At 59.1% G+C, this 20,420-nt stretch carries 17 protein-coding genes; 9 read left to right on the forward strand and 8 right to left on the reverse strand.

Annotated elements, in window-relative coordinates; genetic code table 11:
• Nucleotides 1-4: 4 nt before the first annotated feature.
• Complete coding sequence (locus NR195_RS08525) at nucleotides 5-2,272, reverse strand: TonB-dependent siderophore receptor (RefSeq protein ID WP_256844416.1); 2,268 nt, start codon at nucleotides 2,270-2,272, stop codon at nucleotides 5-7.
• A 250-nt stretch (nucleotides 2,273-2,522) separates the two neighbouring features.
• Between NR195_RS08525 and fes the strand changes: the two genes are divergently transcribed.
• The 3 genes from fes to NR195_RS08540 all read left to right on the forward strand — a co-directional run bounded on the left by fes (nucleotide 2,523) and on the right by NR195_RS08540 (nucleotide 7,971).
• The gene (gene fes / locus NR195_RS08530) at nucleotides 2,523-3,728 is read left to right on the forward strand and encodes an enterochelin esterase (RefSeq protein ID WP_256844417.1); all 1,206 of its coding nucleotides are present in this window, start codon (nucleotides 2,523-2,525) and stop codon (nucleotides 3,726-3,728) included.
• Between the two features lie 102 nt (nucleotides 3,729-3,830).
• The gene (locus NR195_RS08535) at nucleotides 3,831-4,049 is read left to right on the forward strand and encodes an MbtH family protein (protein WP_029519500.1); all 219 of its coding nucleotides are present in this window, start codon (nucleotides 3,831-3,833) and stop codon (nucleotides 4,047-4,049) included.
• Nucleotides 4,042-7,971, forward strand: a complete 3,930-nt coding sequence (locus NR195_RS08540) for an enterobactin synthase subunit F (RefSeq protein WP_256844418.1) — start codon at nucleotides 4,042-4,044, stop codon at nucleotides 7,969-7,971. Before NR195_RS08535 ends, NR195_RS08540 begins: the two co-directional genes overlap by 8 nt.
• A 43-nt stretch (nucleotides 7,972-8,014) precedes the next feature.
• Here the strand turns inward: NR195_RS08540 and NR195_RS08545 are convergent, their stop codons facing one another.
• From NR195_RS08545 to fepD, 3 genes are read right to left on the reverse strand one after another with little or no spacing between them, the layout of a single operon-like run.
• Nucleotides 8,015-8,806, reverse strand: a complete 792-nt coding sequence (locus tag NR195_RS08545; RefSeq protein WP_256844419.1) for an ATP-binding cassette domain-containing protein — start codon at nucleotides 8,804-8,806, stop codon at nucleotides 8,015-8,017.
• The gene (gene fepG / locus NR195_RS08550) at nucleotides 8,803-9,783 is read right to left on the reverse strand and encodes an iron-enterobactin ABC transporter permease (RefSeq protein WP_256844420.1); all 981 of its coding nucleotides are present in this window, start codon (nucleotides 9,781-9,783) and stop codon (nucleotides 8,803-8,805) included. Before fepG ends, NR195_RS08545 begins: the two co-directional genes overlap by 4 nt.
• Nucleotides 9,780-10,769: a Fe(3+)-siderophore ABC transporter permease gene (fepD, locus tag NR195_RS08555; RefSeq protein ID WP_072171285.1), complete on the reverse strand. Its 990-nt coding sequence runs from the start codon at nucleotides 10,767-10,769 to the stop codon at nucleotides 9,780-9,782. Before fepD ends, fepG begins: the two co-directional genes overlap by 4 nt.
• Before the next feature lie 145 nt (nucleotides 10,770-10,914).
• Between fepD and entS the strand changes: the two genes are divergently transcribed.
• Nucleotides 10,915-12,159, forward strand: a complete 1,245-nt coding sequence (gene entS / locus NR195_RS08560) for an enterobactin transporter EntS (RefSeq protein WP_182504620.1) — start codon at nucleotides 10,915-10,917, stop codon at nucleotides 12,157-12,159.
• On the opposite strand, the gene fepB is transcribed toward entS, so the two are convergent.
• A complete protein-coding gene (gene fepB / locus NR195_RS08565; protein ID WP_031592025.1) occupies nucleotides 12,154-13,122 on the reverse strand; it encodes a Fe2+-enterobactin ABC transporter substrate-binding protein in 969 nt (322 codons plus the stop codon). The two genes, entS and fepB, sit on opposite strands and share 6 nt — an antisense overlap.
• Nucleotides 13,123-13,299: 177 nt before the next feature.
• Between fepB and NR195_RS08570 the strand changes: the two genes are divergently transcribed.
• The 5 genes from NR195_RS08570 to NR195_RS08590 are packed head-to-tail and all read left to right on the forward strand — an operon-like array spanning nucleotide 13,300 to nucleotide 18,155.
• Nucleotides 13,300-14,478 (forward strand): isochorismate synthase, encoded by a 1,179-nt coding sequence (locus NR195_RS08570; RefSeq protein ID WP_033769492.1) that lies wholly within the window; start codon nucleotides 13,300-13,302, stop codon nucleotides 14,476-14,478.
• Nucleotides 14,479-14,488: 10 nt separating this feature from the next.
• Nucleotides 14,489-16,105: a (2,3-dihydroxybenzoyl)adenylate synthase gene (locus tag NR195_RS08575; RefSeq protein ID WP_052271177.1), complete on the forward strand. Its 1,617-nt coding sequence runs from the start codon at nucleotides 14,489-14,491 to the stop codon at nucleotides 16,103-16,105.
• Nucleotides 16,106-16,123: 18 nt separating this feature from the next.
• The gene (locus tag NR195_RS08580; RefSeq protein WP_033759624.1) at nucleotides 16,124-16,978 is read left to right on the forward strand and encodes an isochorismatase family protein; all 855 of its coding nucleotides are present in this window, start codon (nucleotides 16,124-16,126) and stop codon (nucleotides 16,976-16,978) included.
• On the forward strand, nucleotides 16,975-17,733 hold the full coding sequence (gene dhbA / locus NR195_RS08585) for a 2,3-dihydro-2,3-dihydroxybenzoate dehydrogenase (protein ID WP_022625267.1): 759 nt from the start codon (nucleotides 16,975-16,977) through the stop codon (nucleotides 17,731-17,733). Before NR195_RS08580 ends, dhbA begins: the two co-directional genes overlap by 4 nt.
• Before the next feature lie 2 nt (nucleotides 17,734-17,735).
• Nucleotides 17,736-18,155 carry a hotdog fold thioesterase gene (locus tag NR195_RS08590; protein WP_029519501.1) on the forward strand — a complete coding sequence of 140 codons (420 nt, stop codon included), beginning with the start codon at nucleotides 17,736-17,738 and terminating at the stop codon, nucleotides 18,153-18,155.
• A gap of 72 nt (nucleotides 18,156-18,227) precedes the next feature.
• Here the strand turns inward: NR195_RS08590 and cgtA are convergent, their stop codons facing one another.
• The 3 genes from cgtA to rplU form a co-directional block, all read right to left on the reverse strand.
• On the reverse strand, nucleotides 18,228-19,400 hold the full coding sequence (gene cgtA, locus NR195_RS08595; protein ID WP_003851092.1) for an Obg family GTPase CgtA: 1,173 nt from the start codon (nucleotides 19,398-19,400) through the stop codon (nucleotides 18,228-18,230).
• A 242-nt stretch (nucleotides 19,401-19,642) separates the two neighbouring features.
• A complete protein-coding gene (rpmA, locus tag NR195_RS08600) occupies nucleotides 19,643-19,900 on the reverse strand; it encodes a 50S ribosomal protein L27 (protein WP_003851093.1) in 258 nt (85 codons plus the stop codon).
• Nucleotides 19,901-19,915: 15 nt separating this feature from the next.
• Entirely contained in the window at nucleotides 19,916-20,227 is a 312-nt protein-coding gene (gene rplU, locus NR195_RS08605) for a 50S ribosomal protein L21 (protein WP_008925416.1), read from the reverse strand.
• Between the last annotated feature and the right edge of the window lie 193 nt (nucleotides 20,228-20,420).

The raw sequence follows: 20,420 nt of genomic DNA on the forward strand, positions 1-20,420 counted from the left end.
TCCATCAGAAGCGGGTATTCACGCTCATATACCAGGTGCGGCCCGACTCGTTAAAGGTATTGGCCCCTGCGCCATAGAGCCACGCTCCGGTGGTGGCATTGCCGGTGGTCTGCGCGTTGCCCTGACGGAAATGGCGCTTGTCGAACAGGTTGTCGATACCCACGGTGACGCTGGCATATTTATTAACGTCATAGGTGCCGCTCATGCCCACAACCGAATAGGGGCTCACCTGATCGGTGGCGCTACCGGTAACGGCGTTACCTTTATAGTCATATTTCTTCGGTACCTGTTTACCGTACCAGGTCAGGGTCGTTTGCAGGGAGAGGTCCTGCATCGCCTGCCAGCTCAGCGTCGAATTGAGCGTATATTCCGGAATAATCGACAGACGATCGCCGGTCTCTTTATTCTTACTCTGCAACATGTAAGTGAAGTTATTGTTCCACGTTACGCTGTCGGAGAACGGGACATTAACCGTGCCTTCCAGCCCCTCGACGACCGCTTTGGGCACATTTTCCCATTTGTAGATGTCGGTTTTGCCGTTAGATGCGGTGCCGGTTGGCGCCGTGCCAGCCTCGATCTTGTTACGGTAGTCGTTGCGGAACCAGGTCAGGCCCGCCTGGTAGCCGTCGCGCTTCCATTCGACCCCAATCTCTTTATTGATGCTGTTTTCCGCTTTCAGATCGTCATTACCCATCAGATAACAGGCACCGGCACTGGCGGCACAGCCCTGACCGTTGCTGTACAGCAGATAGTTAGGGTTGGTCTGATAGAGGCTCGGGGCTTTATAGGCGCGCGCAATGCCCATTTTCAGTGTGAACTCATCGCCTAATCCCTGTGACAGGTTGAGCGACGGGCTCCAGTTATCGCCAACAATCGAATGGTGATCGAAGCGCAGGCCCGGCGTCAGCATGGTGCTGTCGGTCAGCTCAATATTGTCTTCGGCAAACAGCGAGAAGATTTCCGCCTGTGAATAGGGTGTGCGGCCGGTCGTAGCGATACCGGGAATCGACCCGTAGCTGGCGGCCTGAGTCGTCGATGAAGGATCCTTCATCCGCTGCTTATTCCATTCCGTCCCGAAGGTCGCGGTCTGGTTCACCAGCCATTCAAACGGCACACTGATCTCACTGTGCAACAACACATCATCCAGCTGGATGGTATTGAAGTTGCTGTTGGCGAAGATGCCTTCGGTGCCGCCCGCCAGCCCCTCATTCAGACGCGCGTTGCGGGTGTTCTCATATTGCGCGTAGGTATTGGTGCTGATGCCATTATCCCAGGCACCGGTCCACTTAACAGAAAAGTTCTGCCGATAGAGCCGGTTGGTCTCGTCACCATATTTGCTTTTCACCAGGGCGTTGGTATTGGTGTTCTGCGTGTCCCCGGCATAGAGGTTGCCCTGACGACTGTAACCGGCCCCCACTTCCAGCGTCTGCATCGGCGCAAATGCCCAGCGCAGCAGGCCATGAATATCTTTGTTGATCGAGCCTTCCCGGCCCGCCGGGTACGATCCGGCATAACTGCCGGTGCGGTCTGCGGCGTGCCCTTCATTAATGTCGTAAGCATCAGCCTGCGTTTTTGCCAGTCCGCCATAGAGCCGGAAACTGACATCCTCGCCCAGTGGCCCTTCAAGGCTGAAGTTGGTGCGACGGGTCGCGCCCTCCTCCTTGTGTTCCGGCACGTTGTAATAGGCGCTCCATGAGCCGTGCCACTGATTATCCATCTCTTTTTTAGTGATGATGTTCACCACGCCGCCCGCTGCACCGTTACCGTAACGGGCCGCTGCCGGACCGCGGATCACCTCAATGCGATCAATGATCTCTGGCGGTACCCAGTTAGTGTCGCCGCGCGTATCACGCTCGCCACGCCAGCCAAGCCGAACCGCGTTGCGGCTGGTCACCGGCAATCCATCGATCAGAATCAGGGTATTTTCCGGCCCCATGCCGCGGATATCAATCTGGCGATTGTTTCCGCGCTGGCCGCTGGTGGAGTTACCGGTCAGATTGACGCCAGGCATGGTGCGAATAATTTCGGCGACATCGCGTGCGGGTGGATGTTTTTTAATTTCGTCGGCGGTGATGGTCGACACCCCAGGTGCCTGCAACGTCTGCTCGGCGGCGGTCACCATCATGGTGTCGTCGTGGAGGGTATCGGAGGTGCTGCTGTCGATAGCCGGTTCGCGGGTGGCTTCAGCAGCCACGGCACCGGCAGAAATGAGAGAGGCGGTGAAACCCAGTTCAATCATAATGGCTAACGAAAGCCGGGATAACTTTTTCATTTTTCTGTTCCTGGAGTGCCGGCGAGGATGCCACTGCCGGCGTGCCGGTAAAAAAGTAATAACCTTGCCTGCAACGTTTTCCCCTTGTCGCCGGGCCAGCGTCAGAACCGCTTTGCATCAGTCTGAAAGCCGGTGCGGCAGAGAGGATGCGCGCGCTCCCTGTCGGGCGGAAACACCCTATTGCAAATGCAAATAATTATCAATACTATTATTCATAACATGCATGACCCTAATCAAGGGTGATCGAAAGATGGCGCGTATGACGTGGTTAAATGAAGAAACCGGCAGTGAACGCTGGTGGCAACAGCAGCAGCAACGGGGCATTCCTCTGGTTGAAGCTGGCGAAAAGGGAACCTGTCAGGTCACCTTTTTCTGGCGCGATCCCCAGGGTGACACGCAGCACTCCGATACCCGGCGCGTCTGGATCAATATTACCGGCGTAACCGATCATCATCATTCAGCGGTCCCCTCCTCATTAACGCCTGTTCCCGATACCGATGTCTGGTGGTGGCAAACCGCCCTGCCCGCTGACTGGCGCGGCAGCTACTGCCTGATTCCTGATAGTCAGGAAGAGACTTTTACCGGGCAGGCCGATATGCAGGCAGTGCGCCAGTGGTGGAGTCAGAAATTCCCGCAGGCGCAAAGCGACCCGCTGAATCCTTTGCGAAGCTGGGCGGGTGGACGCGGAATGAGGGTCTCGCCACTGCACCTGCCACACGCGCCGGATCAGCAGGTGTGGCGTGCGGTTGATGAGGGCCGTGCCGCCGATATTCCGCTGCAACACTATTTGTGGCGCAGCGAACGGCTGGGGAACCAGCGTCAGATCTGGATCTCTGTTACCGGAGACGCCAGTGCAGGCGATCGTCCGCTGGTACTGCTGCTGGATGGTCAGTTCTGGGCACAGACCATGCCGGTTGCCGGCCCGCTTCAGCAACTGACAGAGGCAGGCGAACTGCCCCCTGCGGTCTATGTCATGATCGACATCATCGACCGCGAACACCGCACGCGTGAGCTGACCTGTAACCCTGACTTCTGGCTGGCGATTCAGCACGAGCTGTTGCCGCAGGTTCAGCGCTGGGCGCCGTTTCGTGCCGACAGCACGCTGGTAGCGGGACAGAGTTTTGGCGGCCTTTCTGCCGCTTACGCCACCCTGACCTGGCCGGAAACCTTTGCTGGAGCGATCAGCCTCTCCGGTTCGTTCTGGTGGCCCGCGCGCGGCGATCCCAATGGCTGGCTGCCACAGCAGTTACAACAGGGCTTACTGCAGGCACCCCCTCGCCGCTTCTACCTGGAAGCGGGACGACGCGAACGGCTGATTCTGGCAGCAAACCAGCAGTTTCAGCACGATCTGACCGCTGCCGGACATCAGGTCAGCTATCACCCGGTCGAAGGCGGTCACGATGCGCTGTGCTGGCGCGGCGGACTGCTGGCAGGCCTTAAAGCCATGTGGCAATAGCCCTAACCCGCTTATATTCCGCCTTCTGCGCGCCACTGAAAGATATCGGATATGCAGGACAGCGGCGTTAGCGCGCCCGGTGACTGCGGACAGGAGACCGACATGCAACAACTTAACCCTTTCGACGATCCGCAACAGGATTGTCAGGTGCTGAAGAACGATCAGCAGCAGTACAGTTTATGGCCCGCCTTTTGTGCGGTTCCGGCAGGATGGCAGCCGGTGTTTGGTCCCGGGCCACAGGCTGACTGTCTGAGCTGGCTGAATGAAAACTGGCACGATATCCGTCCGGTTATGACGCAGGACAGAGGCGAAAATGTCTGAGATCACCCTCAACCCGCAGACAGAACAAAAAACGCTGCCGCTGGTGGCCGCTCAGCCCGGAATCTGGATCGCTGACCAGCTATCGCCCTATTCCAATGCTTACGCCGTGGCGCATTTTGTCGAACTGCGCGGTGCGCTGAACAGCGCGTTGCTGTCACGGGCCATAATTGCTGGCATGCAGGAAGCAGACACACTGAATATGGCCTTTGGCGAGCAGGAGGGTGAACCGCTACAGTGGCCTGAACCCCAGGCTTTCCGCGAGCCTGAGGTGATCGATCTGCGCGACGCCGCCGATCCGGAGGCCGCAGCACGTGCGCTGATGCAGCAGGATATGACCGGCGATCTGCGGGTGCTGAGCGGCGCGCCGCTCTACCATCACAGCCTGTTTCGGCTGGATGAGGATCACTGGTACTGGTATCAGCGATACCATCATCTGGTGGTCGATGGTTTTAGTTTCACCGCCCTGACCCGCCGTATCGCCAATCTCTACAGCGCCTGGCAGCGCGGCGACACGCCGGAGCCGAGCCCGTTTGTGCCGTTCAGCGACGTCGTTGATGAATATCAGCGCTATCAGCTATCTTCGGGCTGGCAGCGCGATCGCCAGTTCTGGCTGGAGAAAGGCGCGCAGCTACCTGCGCCCGCCTCGTTGTCCGCTCTGCCGCTGGCCGGTGAGAGCGCCAGTACCGACCTGCTGCGCCACACGTTTGCCGTGGATCGCGACACTTTTCAGGCTTTGCTGACGCACACCGGGCAGCACAACCTCAGTGCTGCGGATACCGCCTTTGCGCTGGTGGCGTTATGGCTGGCGCGCCTCACCGGTCAGCATGCGTTCGCCGCCGGTTTCATCTTTATGCGCCGCATCGGCTCGGCCGCGCTCTGCGCCACCGGTCCGGTGATTAACGTGCTGCCAATGGCGGTGCATTACGATCCGGCACAGCCGCTGACGGCACTGGCCGGGCGTCTGGCGGCCGAAGTCAAAAAAATGCGTCGCCATCAGCGTTACGACGCTGAACAGGTGCAGCGCGATCTGGGTCGCTCCGGCGACAGCGATCCGCTCTATGGGCCGGTAATCAATCTGAAGATGTTTGATTACCAGCTCGCTTTCGCTGGCATCAAAGGCATAACCCATCAGCTGGCGTCAGGACCGGTACGCGATCTGGAGATTGCTATCTACCTCAGCGAACAGGGCGACCTGACGCTGGAGTTACTGGCTAATGCACAGCGCTACAGCGACACAACGCTAAAGCAACACGCCAGCCGCTTTGGCCTGCTGCTTCAGCAGCTTGCCGTCCGGCCAGCCAGTGCCTGTGGCGAGCTGGACATGCTGATGCCGGAAGAGCATCAGCAGCTCGCGGCGATCAACCAGACTGCCGTAATGCTGCCTGCAGAAACCCTGAGCAGCCTGCTGCTCCGTCAGGCACAGCGTTCGCCGCGCGCTCCGGCACTGGCAGATGAGGGGCATCAGCTTGACTATCAACAGATGCAGCAGCAGGTCGCCGCGCTGGGGCAACAGTTGATTGCGCAGGGAGTGACGCCGGGTGATATCGTCGCCGTAGCGCTGCCGCGTTCGGTCTTTTTATCGCTGGCGCTGCAGGCGATCGTCAGCGTGGGGGCAACCTGGCTGCCGCTTGATACCGGCTACCCGGACGATCGGTTACAGATGATGCTGGAAGATGCCGCGCCGAAAACGCTGATCACCTGTCGTGAACTGTCCGAGCGGCTGGCGGCACTCTCACCCGTCGCGCCGCTGTTTTACGACGCGCTGTTAACACCCGTTGATAGCGTGCTGATGCAGGCCCCGCGTCCACAGGATGGCGCATACATCATCTATACCTCCGGCTCGACCGGTCGGCCAAAAGGGGTGCTGGTCAGTCATGAGGCGATCGTCAACCGTCTGTTATGGATGCAGGATCGCTATCCGCTCGGCAGCGATGATGTGGTGTTGCAGAAAACCCCGAGCAGCTTTGATGTTTCGGTATGGGAGTTCTTCTGGCCGCTTATCGTCGGCGCACGGCTGGTGATGGCTCCGCCCGATGCTCATCGCGACCCGGACGCGCTGCAGCAGCTGTTTGCCCGCTACCGCGTGACCACCACCCATTTTGTTCCGTCGATGCTGGCTGCTTTTGTCGCTTCGTTGCAGGAAGGTGACGCGATAGCGCGCTGCGCCACCCTGCGCCGGGTTTTCTGTAGCGGCGAAGCGCTGCCCGCAGAGTTATCGCGCCAGTGGCAGGCGCTGACCCGGGTGCCCTTGCATAATCTTTATGGCCCGACCGAAGCGGCGGTTGATGTCAGCTACTATCCGGCCTTTGGCCCGGAACTGGCGGCCGTCGAAGGGGCCAGCGTGCCGATTGGCTTCCCGGTCTGGAACACCGGCTTACGGATTCTGGATGCGCGTCTGCAGCCGGTGCCACCGGGCGTGGCTGGCGATCTCTATCTGACCGGCGTGCAGCTGGCGCATGGCTATCTTGATCGTCCCGACCTCACTGCCAGCCGGTTTGTCGCCGATCCGTGGGGTCACGGCTCCCGGATGTACCGCACTGGTGATGTGGCGCGCTGGCTGCCGGATGGTGCGGTGGAGTATCTGGGCCGCAGCGACGATCAGCTAAAAATTCGCGGGCAGCGTATCGAGCTGAACGAGATCGACCACGCCATGGCTGCGCTACCTGGCATTGAGCAGGCCGTCACACATGCGGTGGTGCTGGGGAGCAGCAGCGATCAGCAGGGCGATGCCCGCCAGCTGGTCGGCTATGTGGTGGCTGATGGCCCGATCGATACCGACGCAATGCGTCAGACTCTGGCCTCACAGTTACCGGCGCATATGGTGCCGGTGGCGATTGTTCAGTTGGCGGCGTTACCGCTCAGCAGCAACGGTAAACTGGATCGCAAAGCGCTGCCGCTGCCGCAAACGCAGGCAGCGCTGGCTGGTCGCGCGCCGCATCCCGGACTCGAAACGACACTGGCACAGGCGTTTGCCAGGCTGCTGGAGTGCGAACCGGTGAGCGCCCAGGATGATTTCTTCTCGCTGGGCGGTCACTCGCTGCTGGCGATGCGGCTGGCAGCACAGCTGCGCCGGACGCTGAATCAGCCGGTGTCAGTGGGCCAGATCATGGTGGCATCCACGGTAGAAAAGCTGGCGGCACTGCTCAGCAGCGAGCCCGCGGATGTGGCTCGTGCCGGATTTGAAGCGGTATTACCCTTGCGACGCGGCACTGGCCCGACGCTGTTTTGCTTCCATCCCGCCTCCGGTTTTGCCTGGCAGTTCAGCGTGTTGCAGCGCTATCTGGATGCACGCTGGTCGCTACTCGGCATTCAGTCACCCGACAACGCCAGCCCGCTGAACCAGGCGCAGCACCTTGACGCGGTGTGTGAGGCGCATCTGGCGACGGTGCGTCAGCAGCAGCCACAGGGGCCATACTATTTCCTGGGCTACTCGCTGGGTGGCACGCTGGCGCAGGGTATCGCCGCGCGGCTGGAGGCCGAAGGTGAAACCGTTGCCTTCCTCGGACTGCTGGATACCTGGCCGCCGGAGACGCAGAACTGGGATGAACGACGCGGTGAAAACGTGCTGGATCCGGCGGTGCTGGAAGAGGTTAATCGTGAGCGCGAGCAGTTTATCGCTGCGCAGCGGCAGCAGGCCGGTGAAGGAATGGAGGCACTGTTTACCACCATTGAAGCCAACTACGCCAGTTCGGTGCGCCTGCTGGCAACAGCGCGCAGTGCCCGTTTCACCGGACACGCAACCCTGTTCCTGGCGGAACAGACGCAGCAGCCCGGTCAGGATGCGCGCCGCGCCTGGGCGCCCTATGTCGGCGAGCTGACTATCTGGCCGCTGGACTGTGCGCACGTCGAGATCATCTCACCGCGCATGTTCGAACAGATTGGGCCACGACTGCAGCAGTGCCTGGCGTCGCTGAATCCCTGAACCGTTCTGACTTTGCGCTTTCTTCGGGTGGAGAAAGCGCAGGTCAGCCTCTTCCCAGCGGCACAATCATCGGCGTACCGGCCACCGGATCGTTAATGATGATGCAGCGCAGGCCGTAGATCGCTTCTATCAGTTCCGGCGTGACGATCTCCGCCGGTTTCCCTTCGGCAATGATTTTCCCGTCTCGCATCGCAATCAGGTGGCTGGCATAGCGGCACGCCTGATTGAGATCGTGCAGCACCACCACCAGCGTACGGCCATGCTGCTGATTGAGATCCTGCATTAATTCCAGCAACTCAATCTGATGGGCGATGTCGAGCCAGGTGGTCGGTTCATCCAGCAGCAACAGTGGCGTCTGCTGAGCCAGCACCATCGCAATCCACACCCGCTGCCGCTGGCCGCCAGAGAGCGTATCAACCTGCTGCTGCGCCAAATCTGCCACGCCGGTAGCCTGCATTGCCTGCTGAACAGCCGTCTCATCTTCCTGTCGCCAGCGACCAAACAGCGACTGGTGCGGATAACGCCCGCGCGCGACCAGTTCGCTGACGCTGATGCCCGCTGGCGCATTCGAGCTTTGCGGTAGCAGCCCCAGCCGACGCGCCACCTCTTTGGTAGCGTAGTGAGCAATCGCATTGCCATCCAGCAGCACCTGGCCTTTCAGGGGCCAGACCAGGCGGCTTAAGGTACGCAGCAGCGTCGACTTTCCGCAGGCGTTGGGGCCAATAATAACGGTCAGTTCACCGTCGGGGATCGCGACGGTGAGATTCTCCGCCACGATTTTTTTGTCATACCCCAGCGTCAGCGCGTCGCCCTGCAAACGTGTTTTCACTGTCATTGGCGTCGCGCCTCCCGTACCAGTAGAGCAATCAGATAGAGTCCGCCCAGGCTAACCGTGATGACGCCAACCGGCAGCTGATAAGGCAGGAAAAAGTGCTGCGCGGCGTAATCCGCGGCGGTTAACAGCAGCGCGCCGCACAAGGCAGCCAGCGGCAGCGCGCCTTTGATACCGCCACATAGCCGACGAGCAATCTGCGGTGCCAGCAGCGCAATAAAGGAGACAGGACCGACCAGCGCGGTAGAGGCGGCGGTGAGGATCACGCCCGTCAGCATCAGCAAAACGCGGCTGCGTTCAACCGGTACGCCCAGCGCGCAGGCGGTGTCGTCACCCATCTCCAGCAGACGCATGCGCCGGGCCAGCATGCTTGTCGCCAGCAGCGCCAGCAGCAGCACGATAATCACCGGCGTCGTTTTCGCCCAGGTAATGCCGTTGAGTGAACCGGCGCTCCAGAGCCCGGCGCTCAGTGCCGCCTCCAGTGAGGCGCTGATAATCAGCCAGCTGTTCAGCGCCATCAGCAGCGCCCGCACGCTGATGCCCACAATGATCAGACGAAAGGTCTCCACGCCGTTGCGCCAGCTGAACAGCCAGACCACGCCCGCCGTGAGCAGTCCGCCAAGCAGTGCCGCCAGCGTCATGCCCTCCATGTTTTGCTGGAACAGCACCAGTGCCACCAGGACGCCGCTGTAAGCGCCGGTATTGAAACCCAGAATATCGGGGCTGCCCAGCGGGTTGCGCAGCAGCGACTGAAAAATTGCCCCGCTGACGCCCAGTGCCGCACCAATCAGCAGCGCCATCATGACGCGCGGCAGTCGCCACTCCAGTACAATCAGCTGTATGTTACGCGCCGCCTCGCCGTTGATAAGGGCCCACAACTGGCTGGCGGAGATCGGTAAGGTGCCATGCGTAATGCTCAGAAAGGCCAGCACCCCGCAGGCCACCAGCAGCATCAGCGCATTAATCATCACCCGTTTCATAGCTGCCCTCTTCCCGACTTGCGGCGCACCAGCACAATCAGCATCGGCGCGCCCAGTATGGCCGTGACAATCGACACGCGCAGTTCGCCCGGTACCAGCAGCCGTCCCAGAATATCGGCGGCCAGCAGCAAACAGGGGGTGATAAGAAGGGTTCCGGGCAGCATCCAGCGATGATCGTTACCCAGCAGCCAGCGGGCCAGATGTGGCGTCATTAAGCCGACAAACGCGATGGGGCCGACAGCGGCTGTCGCCGCCCCACTCAGCAGCGCAATAGCCAGTAATCCCACCAGCTGGGTACGCATCACCCGGGTACCCAGCGCGGTCGCCATATCACCGCCCATACTCAGGCTGTTGAGCGAACGCGCCAGCAGCAGCGCCAGCAGGCTACCGGCGACTACCGCCGGAAAGGTGGTGCGCAGAATGGCAAAATTGCGGATATCCAGCGAGCCACTGTGCCAGAAACGCAGATGATCGTAGATGTCAGGATTGAGTAGCGATAAACCAGAGGTTAACCCCTCCAGCACCGCGCCCAGCGCCACGCCTGCCAGCGTCAGACGCACCGGATTAACGCGGCCACCGCCCAGCGCACCGGTCAGCGCCACCAGCAGGGAGGCCAGCAGTGCGCCCGTAAAGGCAAAGCCAAGCCAGTCCGCGGGGGAGTCAGCGCCAGACAGGGCGATGCCCAGCACTACCGCAAAGCCTGCACCGGCGTTGATACCGAGAATGCCGGGATCGGCCAGCGGATTGCGCGTCAGGCTCTGCATCAGCGCGCCCGCCAGACCTAAACTGATCCCGGCCAGCAGACCCGCCAGGGTGCGCGGCAGTCGGGCATCGCGCACGATGACACAATCGACGCGGTTACAGTCGCTGAATAAGGCCTGCGTGACATCATGAAAGGGGATAGATTTGGCACCCAGCATCAGGCTGAGCGCGAGAAGCAACAACAGCAGCATCCCTGAACCTGCTATTGCACGAAGTTGACGCATAACGTTTAAACCTTCACCGATTCATTGAGATCGCAGCACGAGTCATTATGATAATGATACTTGTTATCGTTATTAGTGATTTTTTGTATGTTACCATGACTCCCGGACTCAATGATGAGGAAAATGGGTGCAAAAAAGCGACGTTATGAACAAACCCTCCCACTTTATCGATCTCAGCCTGCTGAGAACCCACCCCGCCTTTCGCGCCATTTTTATCGCCCGCTTTATCTCCATCGTCGCCCTCGGCATGCTGGCGGTGGCGGTACCGGTTCAGATTCAGCAGCTAACGCAGTCGCCGCTGCTGGTGGGTCTGGCGGTGACGCTGGCCAGTGCCGGCATGTTTATCGGCCTGCTGACCGGCGGCGTGCTGGCGGATCGCTATGAGCGCCGACGTCTGATCCTGTTTGCCCGATCCACCTGTGGCCTGGGCTTTGTCGCCTTATGCATCAATGCCCTGCTCCCTTCGCCGTCGGTGATCGCCGTCTTTGTGCTGGGACTGTGGGATGGTTTTTTCGGCGCGATAGGCGTCACCGCGCTGCTGGCGGCGACGCCGGCGCTGGTCGGGCGTGAAAACCTGATGAAAGCAGGTGCGATTACCATGCTGACGGTGCGATTTGGCGCGATTCTCTCACCCGCCATTGCCGGACTGGTCATCGCGCAGGGCGGTGTGGCGTGGAACTACGGACTGGCGGCGTTCGGCACGTTGCTGACGGTGTTAACCCTGCTGCGGTTGCCGCGGCTTGCGCCACCGCCGCAGCCGCGTGAGCATCCGCTGAAAGCACTGGTCAGCGGCGTGCAATTCCTGTTTGCCAGCCCGATCGTTGGCATGGCGGCGCTGGTCGGCGCGCTGGTGACGTTAGCCAGCGCGGTGCGCGTGCTCTATCCGGCGCTGGCGCCACACTGGCAGGTCGGTGTGACGGAGTTAGGGCTGATGTATGCCGCCGTTCCGCTGGGTGCTGCCACAGGTGCCCTCACCAGCGGACGGCTGGCACAGTCACCGCAGCCGGGCCGCCTGATTCTGGCGAGTGCTATTGCTGCTTTCGTCGCGCTGGCTCTGTTCAGCCTGATGCCGTGGTTCAGCGCGAGTCTGGTCTGCCTCGCGGTCTTTGGCTATTTCAGTGCCATCAACAGCCTGGTGCAGTACGCGATGATCCAGACGCTGACGCCTGATGCGCTGCTCGGCAGGATCAACAGCCTCTGGACAGCGCAGAATGTCACCGGCGATGCGATAGGTGCAGCGATGATTGGCGCGATGGGTTCACTGTTGTTGCCGCAGCAGGCGGCCAGCCTGGCTGGTCTGGCAGCCACCGTGCTGGGCATCATCATGTGGCTGCTGATGGCGCGTCTGCGTCGCTATCAACCGCCTGCACCGGCGGAAACGGGATCATGATTTAACGAACAACGTCTCCAGCCGCGTCAGCAAATTGCTGGCGCTGTAGTAGTCGAGCCGGAAGCTATCCAGCCCCAGCGCATAGACCGCTTTTGCGCGCACAGCTGGGGTCTGCGCCAGGAAAGGGTTGCTCATCACCTGTGCGGCGGTGGGCTCTTCAGCGGCAAACAGCAGATATGATTGACCATTAAGGCCTGCCGCCAGATTTTCTCCTGACAGTTGCAGGATATCTTTACGCTGTCCCATGCTGTGACCAGCCTGAAGCGTGGCCGGCGGCGTCGCCAGGGTGAAGCCCAGTTGCTGCAGTAATTTCCCCTGCGCCGACGCATCCGTCCACAGATTGACTGCCCGGCCATCCCCGTTCCACACCATCGCTGAAACCGGCTGCGGCGGCAGGGTCAGCTTCGCTTTCAGAGCCTTTTCTCGCGCATCAAACTCAGCTTTCCGGGCGGCAGCTTCCGCTTCATGCCCGGTCGCCTCACCCAGCAACGTCACCAGTTGCTGCCAGCTTTTATCGTCGTAATTCACCACCAGCACCGGCGCAATCGCCGCAAGCTGATCGACCAGTTTGATCGCCGAATCATTCCCGGTGGCGCTGACCACAATCAGGTCTGGCGCTTCAGCAGCAATCGCTTCTGCACTGGGCTCACCAATGTAGAGACGTTTTACGCCGCGCTGTTTGGCCACTTCGCCCCACTGACGGAAGAATCCCTGCTTATCAGCCAGCCGACTGCCGGGTGCGGTTGCGCCACTGGCGACGACCGGCGCATCAATCGCCAGCAGCGAGCCGGTCAGGGTAACGCTGGTCGAAACAATGCGCATCGGTGCCTGGGTCAGCGTGATATTGCCTGTTGCCCCGGCGACAGTTCGCGGCCAGCCGGTCTGGGCAGCAGCGGTAACACTGAACAGGCTGATGCTCAGGAAAAACAGCGCTATCGCCGATGTGACACCATGTTTACTCATAGATTTTCGTCCACTTTTACCCGGAAAAAGAGAGAGACCATTTGTGCTGATTTAACCGGCCATGCCAGCTGAATCGCCGCGTAATTATTGACACTTTCGGCTAATCAACGTAGGTTACTGGCCCACAATACAAATGATAATCATTATTAGTTATCTTATCATTTATAGGTGGAAATTATGGTGGAATCGCTGGCGTTTGAACATCCCTTGTTGCAGGATTTCCCGGCACTCTGCCGTGGCTTTCTGTTTACCTCTCCCTGGCAAAGCCTGACCACACAGGGCTGTTTTACTACCCTTACCGCGCCGGTGAGGCAGGGTGAGCAGCTGACAGGGGAGTTTCAGCAGCAACTACAGCACCATTTTGCTTCAGCCAGAAAACAGGGCATTGCCCATCCCATTCTGGTGGGTGCAATCCCCTTCGACGTGGATCAGCCCGCTGCGCTGTTTATCCCTGAGTCGTATCAGACCTTTAACCGTGACGATCTCAACGCCAGTGCCTCTCTGGCTGAGGCTGAACTGCCGCAGGTGCGTCGCCGCACGGCGGTGCCGGACCATGACATTTTCATTGACATGGTTGCGCAGGCGGTGGCGGCTACGCAGCGCGGCGATCTGGATAAAGTGGTGTTGTCGCGGCTGATGGATATCGTGGCGGAACAACCGGTTGATACGGCCGCCCTGATGCAGCGCATCGTGGCGCAGAACCCTAACAGCTATCACTTTCATCTGCCGCTGCCCGATGGTGGCGCGCTGGTTGGCGCCAGCCCGGAGCTGATGATTCGTAAGCAGGGCCGCCAGTTCAGCTCCTGTCCGCTGGCCGGTTCAGCGCCGCGTCATCGCGATCCGCAGCGTGACCAGGCCTCTGGCGACAGCCTGATGCACTCAGCAAAAGATCGTCATGAGCATAAGCTGGTCACGGATGCGATGCGCGCGACGCTGCAACCGCGCAGCCGCCTGCTGTCGGTCCCCGAGACACCTTCACTGCTGACCACCGCAACACTGTGGCATCTCGCTACGCAGATTCAGGGTGACGTGCTGGACGATCGCGAAAATGCGCTGTCACTGGCCTGTCTGCTGCATCCGACACCGGCCCTCAGCGGCTTCCCGCATCAGCGTGCTCAGGCGCTGATTCAGCGACTGGAGCCATTTGAACGTCAGCTGTTTGGCGGCATCGTCGGCTGGTGTGACGATCAGGGCAATGGCGAATGGGTCGTCACCATTCGCTGCGGTACGGTGAATGGCCCGCGGGTGCGGCTGTTTGCGGGCGCAGGCATCGTAGCGGACTCACAACCTGAATCAGAATGGCGTGAAACCGGCGTCAAACTCGACACCATGCTTCGCGCTTTTGGACTGCAATAAAGGAACCTGTATGACGATTTCCTACAGCCGCTGGCCGGACGATCTGGCCGCACGTTACCGTGAAAAAGGCTACTGGCTCGATCTGCCGATGACCGACATCCTGGAACGTCATCGCGACAGCGAGAGCGTGGCGGTGATTGATGGCGAACGACAATTTACCTATCGCCAGCTGGCGGCGCTGAGTGACAACCTGGCCGCGGCATTGCAGCGTCGCGGCCTGAAGTCAGGCGATACGGCGCTGGTGCAGCTTGGCAACGTGGCGGAATTTTACCTGACGCTGTTTGCCCTGTTCAAAATCGGCGTTGCCCCGGTTAACGCCCTGTTCAGCCATCAGCGCACCGAACTGGCCGCCTATGCCAGTCAGATCTCGCCGAGCCTGTTAATTGCCGATCGCAGCCACGCACTGTTCGCCGATGATGCGTTTATTGCGCAACTTCGCCGCGATCAGCGTTCACTCCAACAGGTGATCCTGCGTAATGACGCTCAGACGGAAAACAGCCTCGACGCCCTGCTGGCTGAACCCGCGGGCAACTTCATCGCAACCCCGACCGCAGGCGATGAAGTCGCCTTTTTCCAGCTGTCGGGTGGCAGTACCGGTACACCGAAACTGATCCCACGTACCCATAATGATTACTACTACAGCATCCGTGAGAGTGACGTTATCTGCGATGTTACCGCCGACACCCGCTACCTGATCGCCCTGCCCGCCGCGCATAACTTCCCGATGAGTTCGCCGGGCGCGCTGGGCGTTTTTTACGCGGGCGGACAGGTGATCTTAGCCGCCGATCCCAGCGCAACGCTCTGCTTCCCGTTGATTGAAAAGCATCAGGTCACCGATACCGGCCTGGTTCCGCCCGCCGCCAGTCTCTGGCTGCAGGCGATTCAGGAATGGGGCAGCAATGCCGCGCTGGCCTCGCTGCAACGCATTCAGGTCGGTGGCGCAAAGCTGGGCGAAACGCTGGCCGCGCGCATCCAGAACGAGATCGGCTGCACACTGCAGCAGGTATTTGGTATGGCGGAAGGTCTGGTGAACTACACCCGACTGGATGACGATGAGCAGACCATTCTCACCACGCAGGGACGCCCGATCTCCCCGGATGACGAGGTGTGGGTCGCCGACGATCAGGGTAATCCATTGCCAGCAGGCTCCATCGGTCGCCTGATGACGCGTGGTCCTTATACCTTCCGCGGCTACTACAACAGCCCGGAACATAACGCCGCCAGCTTCGATGACCAGGGCTTTTACTGCTCTGGCGATCTGATTGAGATCACGCCTGCTGGCAACATCATCGTGCAGGGCCGGGAGAAAGATCAGATCAACCGGGGCGGCGAAAAGATCGCAGCCGAAGAGATCGAAAACCTGCTGCAGCGCCATGCGGATGTGATCCACGCTGCGCTGGTCTCCATGAGCGACGAGCTGATGGGTGAAAAGAGCTGTGCCTTTATCGTTACCCGTCAGCCGGTTAAACCGGTGGCGCTGCGTCGTCACCTGCGTGAACTTGGCGTGGCAGAATTTAAGCTGCCCGACCGTATTACCTGCGTAGATGCCCTGCCGCTGACCGCGGTCGGAAAGGTGGACAAAAAACGTCTGCGCCAACAACTTGCCGATCAACAAGCGCAAGCCTGATCTGTCCGGAGATTTTCAATGGCTATTCCACAACTGACCTCTTATCCGCTGCCAGCCGCCACCGAGTTGCCCAACAACAAAGTGAAATGGATGCTGGAGCCGGACCGTGCCGCCCTGCTGATCCACGATATGCAGCGCTATTTTCTCAACTTCTGGGGCGAAAATAGCCCGCTGGTTGAGCAGGTAGTCGACAATATTGCCCGCCTGCGTCGCTACTGCAAAGCGCAGGGTATTCCGGTGTTTTACACCGCTCAGCCAAACGCGCAGAGCGATGAAGATCGTGCGCTGCTCAACGACATGTGGGGACCGGGCCTGAATAAACATCCCGATCAGCAGAAGATCGTGGATGCGCTGGCACCGGATGAGGACGATCATGTCCTGACCAAATGGCGCTACAGTGCATTTCACCGCTCGCCGCTGGAGTCGATCCTGCAGGAGATGGGCCGCGATCAGCTAATTATCACCGGCGTCTATGCCCATATTGGCTGCCTGACCACCGCCACCGATGCGTTTATGCGCAATATTCAGCCGTTTATGGTGGCCGATGCGCTGGCTGACTTCAGCCGTGAGGAACATATGATGGCGCTGACCTACACCGCGGGCCGTAGCGGAAAAGTGGTGATGACCGCCGATCTGATGCCTGTGCCACTCAGCAAAGATGATTTGCGCGCGTTGATCCTGCCGCTGCTGGAAGATGATGAGGTGCCGGAAGATGATGAAAACCTGATTGATTACGGTCTGGACTCAGTACGCGTGATGGCGCTGGCGGCACGCTGGCGTCAGGTACATCGTGATATCGATTTCGTCAGCCTGGCGAAAAATCCGAGCATTGATGGCTGGTGGGCGCTGCTGACGCGGGAGCCGGCGAAATGAGCCACACATTCGACTTCAGCGGTAAAATCGTCTGGGTAACCGGTGCCGGCCAGGGCATCGGCTATCATACTGCGTTAGCCTTTCATCAGGCTGGCGCACAGGTCGAGGCCTTTGATCAACGTTTTAAGGGCCATGATTACCCGTTTCCCTGCCACACGATGGATGTAGCCGATCCGGCTCAGGTCAAAACGATCTGCCAGCGCGTATTGGCCGTGCAACCGCGCATTGATGTGCTGGTCAACGCAGCCGGTATCTTACGGATTGGTGCCACCGATGAGCTGTCGTTTGCCGACTGGCAGGCGTGTCTTAACGTCAATGCGGGCGGCGCGTTTAATCTGTTCCAGCAAACATTGCCACGCTTTCGCGAACAGCGCGCCGGTGCCATCGTCACCGTCGCGTCTAATTCGGCTCATGCCCCGCGTATTGGCATGTCCGCTTATGGCGCTTCAAAAGCGGCGCTGCGCAGTCTCTGTCAGACCGTGGGTCTGGAGATGGCGCCCTATGGCGTCCGTTGCAACATCGTTTCACCGGGTTCCACCGACACCGATATGCAGCGCAGCCTGTGGCACACACCGACGGGTGAGCAGGAGATGATTGCCGGCTTCCCGGATCAGTTCAAGCTGGGTATCCCGCTGGGCAAGATCGCGCAGCCGCAGGAAATTGCAGCCACCGTATTGTTTCTCGCGTCGGATCTTGCCAGCCATGTGACGCTGCAGGATATTGTGGTTGATGGTGGCGCAACCCTGGGAGCCTGATAATGACAGCGATCTGGAAGCGATCCATTGATCTTCCCGCCTTGAATGCGCTGGGTGAGAACTCTCTGGTGGCCCATCTGGGTATCGTTTTTACCCTGATAGGTGATGATTATCTGGAAGCGACGATGCCGGTCGATGCCCGTACGCAACAGCCGTTCGGGCTGCTGCATGGCGGTGCGTCCGTGGTGCTGGCGGAGTCGATGGGCTCAATTGCCGGATATCTGGCGGTTGAGGAAGGCAGCAGCGTGGTTGGCGTAGAAGTGAATGCCAGCCATCATCGTGCGGTTTCTGCCGGTCTGGTGCGGGGAATTTGCCGTCCACTGCATCTGGGTAAACGCAGTCAGAGCTGGCAGATTGAGATTCGGAACGGTCGGGATCAGCTGTGCTGCAGTGCGCGACTGAGTGTAGCGGTGATGAGCTAGCTGCAGAAAGAACAATGCCCCCTTTCAGGCCTGAAAGGGGGCATTGCATATCACGCTGTAGCAGGCGATCGGTTAACGCTGATAGATAATTTCAACGCCTTCGTCGTCTTCATCATCCCAGTCGTCATCCCACTCTTCATCTTCCACTTCAACCGTGTTTTCAATGGTTTCTTTGTGGTAATCGTCCCACATGAACTCCACTTTCTCCGGCTGCTTCTCTTCAAGCTCCGCTTCTTTCGGGTTAGCGTTGATGAAGCTCATCACGTCCCAGCAGAGTTCGTTGACACCGGTACGGCTTGCGGCAGAAATCAGGTAATACTTATCTTCCCAGCCCAGCGCTTCAGCCACCGCTTTAGCCCGTGACTGCGCCTCTTCTTCACTGATCAGATCAATTTTGTTGAAGACCAGCCAGCGTGGCTTGTTGAACAGCTTCTCGCTGTACTTTTCCAGCTCGCCGAGAATGATGCGGGCATTTTCAACCGGATCGCTTTCATCGATGGGGTCGATGTCGATCAGGTGCAGCAACACGCGGCAGCGCTCAAGGTGCTTCAGGAAGCGAATGCCCAGGCCTGCGCCATCGGCTGCGCCTTCAATCAGGCCAGGGATATCGGCCACGACGAAGCTTTGCTCGCTGTCCATACGAACCACGCCCAGGCTTGGCACCAGCGTGGTAAACGGATAGTCCGCCACTTTTGGCTTCGCTGCCGATACGGCACGGATAAAGGTCGATTTACCGGCATTCGGTAAGCCCAGCATCCCGACATCTGCCAGCAGCATCAGCTCCAGCTGCAGATCGCGCTTTTCACCTGGGGTACCCATGGTTTTCTGGCGCGGACTGCGGTTTACAGATGATTTAAAGCGGGTGTTACCCAGACCATGCCAGCCGCCTTTGCCGACCATCAGTTTCTGGCCGTGACGCGTCATGTCGCCCAGTGTCTCGCCGGTACCCTGATCGATAACCCGGGTGCCGACCGGCACTTTAACTTCGATATCTTTACCGCGTTTGCCAGTACAGTCGCGGCTCTGGCCGTTCTGCCCACGCTCGGCGCGGAAAGATTTTTCGAAACGATAATCGATAAGGGTGTTGAGGTTTTCATCAGCGATCAGATAAACGTCACCGCCGTCACCGCCATCACCCCCATCAGGGCCGCCTCTCGGGATATATTTTTCGCGGCGGAAGCTTACGCAACCATTACCGCCATCACCGGCGACGACCAAAATTGTCGCTTCATCTACAAACTTCATTTTCTATCTCCGTCACACAATCGCCTGCAGCACTCTGCAGACGGGTCCGCCAGGGTCTTCTGCGCTGACCAGCGGCGGATAAATCAGGATTGGCTTTCGCCAGTGCGTACATAAAGTGTACAGCAAACTTTTGTGATGCGTCGCTTTTACCGCAACAGACCGCAGAATGTAAAAAGCCCCGCAGGAGCTGCGGGGCCTTCAATTCGTGCGTTCAGACGTTAAACGTCTGCGTCACGACAACCTTACTCAGCAACGATGCTGATGTATTTACGGTTGTTCGGACCTTTAACTTCGAACTGTACTTTACCGTCTGCGGTAGCAAACAGGGTGTGGTCACGACCACAACCTACATTGGTACCGGCGTGGAATTTGGTGCCACGCTGACGAACGATGATGCTACCTGCCAGAACAGATTCGCCACCGAAACGTTTTACACCCAGACGTTTTGCATTGGAGTCACGACCATTTCGAGTCGAACCACCAGCCTTTTTATGTGCCATTTGTCAGATCTCCTCTTATGCCGTGATACCAGTGATTTTCACATCAGTGAACCACTGGCGATGGCCTGCTTGCTTACGGTAGTGCTTACGACGACGAAACTTAACGATCTTAATTTTCTCGCCACGACCGTGAGCAACAACTTCTGCCTTGATCATTCCGCCTGAAACCAGTGGCGCGCCGATTTTCACGTCTTCGCCATTAGCAATCATCAGAACCTGGTCAAACTCAATCGTTTCACCGGTTGCGATGTCCAGCTTTTCCAGGCGAACGGTCTGACCTTCGCTTACTCGGTGTTGTTTACCACCACTTTGGAAAACCGCGTACATATAAAACTCCGCTTCTGCGCTTGCCTTTTAGTTCATCAGGCGGCGCGCTAAATATTCACAATAGGGCGCGAATTCTACGCAAAACTCCAGAAGAAGACAAGAGCACTTTGCACACTCTTGCAGAAAAAAAACACAGGCTGAATGCAACCGTTTCTCAGGCAGAAAATTCAAGTACAATCAGTAACAGATTACC

The organism is Pantoea sp. Ft-CA_14, from assembly GCF_024520875.1.
GTDB classification, from domain to species: domain Bacteria; phylum Pseudomonadota; class Gammaproteobacteria; order Enterobacterales; family Enterobacteriaceae; genus Pantoea; species Pantoea agglomerans.

What these genes read in the sequence shown, in the direction of transcription:
- fepB (WP_031592025.1), bottom strand. Translation starts at nt 13,122, where the DNA reads ATGAGTAAACATGGTGTCACATCGGCGATAGCGCTGTTTTTCCTGAGC.
- NR195_RS08540 (WP_256844418.1), top strand. Translation starts at nt 4,042, where the DNA reads ATGTCTGAGATCACCCTCAACCCGCAGACAGAACAAAAAACGCTGCCG.
- fepD (WP_072171285.1), bottom strand. Translation starts at nt 10,769, where the DNA reads ATGCGTCAACTTCGTGCAATAGCAGGTTCAGGGATGCTGCTGTTGTTG.
- NR195_RS08580 (WP_033759624.1), top strand. Translation starts at nt 16,124, where the DNA reads ATGGCTATTCCACAACTGACCTCTTATCCGCTGCCAGCCGCCACCGAG.
- fes (WP_256844417.1), top strand. Translation starts at nt 2,523, where the DNA reads ATGGCGCGTATGACGTGGTTAAATGAAGAAACCGGCAGTGAACGCTGG.
- rplU (WP_008925416.1), bottom strand. Translation starts at nt 20,227, where the DNA reads ATGTACGCGGTTTTCCAAAGTGGTGGTAAACAACACCGAGTAAGCGAA.
- cgtA (WP_003851092.1), bottom strand. Translation starts at nt 19,400, where the DNA reads ATGAAGTTTGTAGATGAAGCGACAATTTTGGTCGTCGCCGGTGATGGC.
- NR195_RS08570 (WP_033769492.1), top strand. Translation starts at nt 13,300, where the DNA reads ATGGTGGAATCGCTGGCGTTTGAACATCCCTTGTTGCAGGATTTCCCG.
- NR195_RS08525 (WP_256844416.1), bottom strand. Translation starts at nt 2,272, where the DNA reads ATGAAAAAGTTATCCCGGCTTTCGTTAGCCATTATGATTGAACTGGGT.
- fepG (WP_256844420.1), bottom strand. Translation starts at nt 9,783, where the DNA reads ATGAAACGGGTGATGATTAATGCGCTGATGCTGCTGGTGGCCTGCGGG.
- dhbA (WP_022625267.1), top strand. Translation starts at nt 16,975, where the DNA reads ATGAGCCACACATTCGACTTCAGCGGTAAAATCGTCTGGGTAACCGGT.
- rpmA (WP_003851093.1), bottom strand. Translation starts at nt 19,900, where the DNA reads ATGGCACATAAAAAGGCTGGTGGTTCGACTCGAAATGGTCGTGACTCC.
- NR195_RS08535 (WP_029519500.1), top strand. Translation starts at nt 3,831, where the DNA reads ATGCAACAACTTAACCCTTTCGACGATCCGCAACAGGATTGTCAGGTG.
- NR195_RS08545 (WP_256844419.1), bottom strand. Translation starts at nt 8,806, where the DNA reads ATGACAGTGAAAACACGTTTGCAGGGCGACGCGCTGACGCTGGGGTAT.
- NR195_RS08575 (WP_052271177.1), top strand. Translation starts at nt 14,489, where the DNA reads ATGACGATTTCCTACAGCCGCTGGCCGGACGATCTGGCCGCACGTTAC.
- entS (WP_182504620.1), top strand. Translation starts at nt 10,915, where the DNA reads ATGAACAAACCCTCCCACTTTATCGATCTCAGCCTGCTGAGAACCCAC.
- NR195_RS08590 (WP_029519501.1), top strand. Translation starts at nt 17,736, where the DNA reads ATGACAGCGATCTGGAAGCGATCCATTGATCTTCCCGCCTTGAATGCG.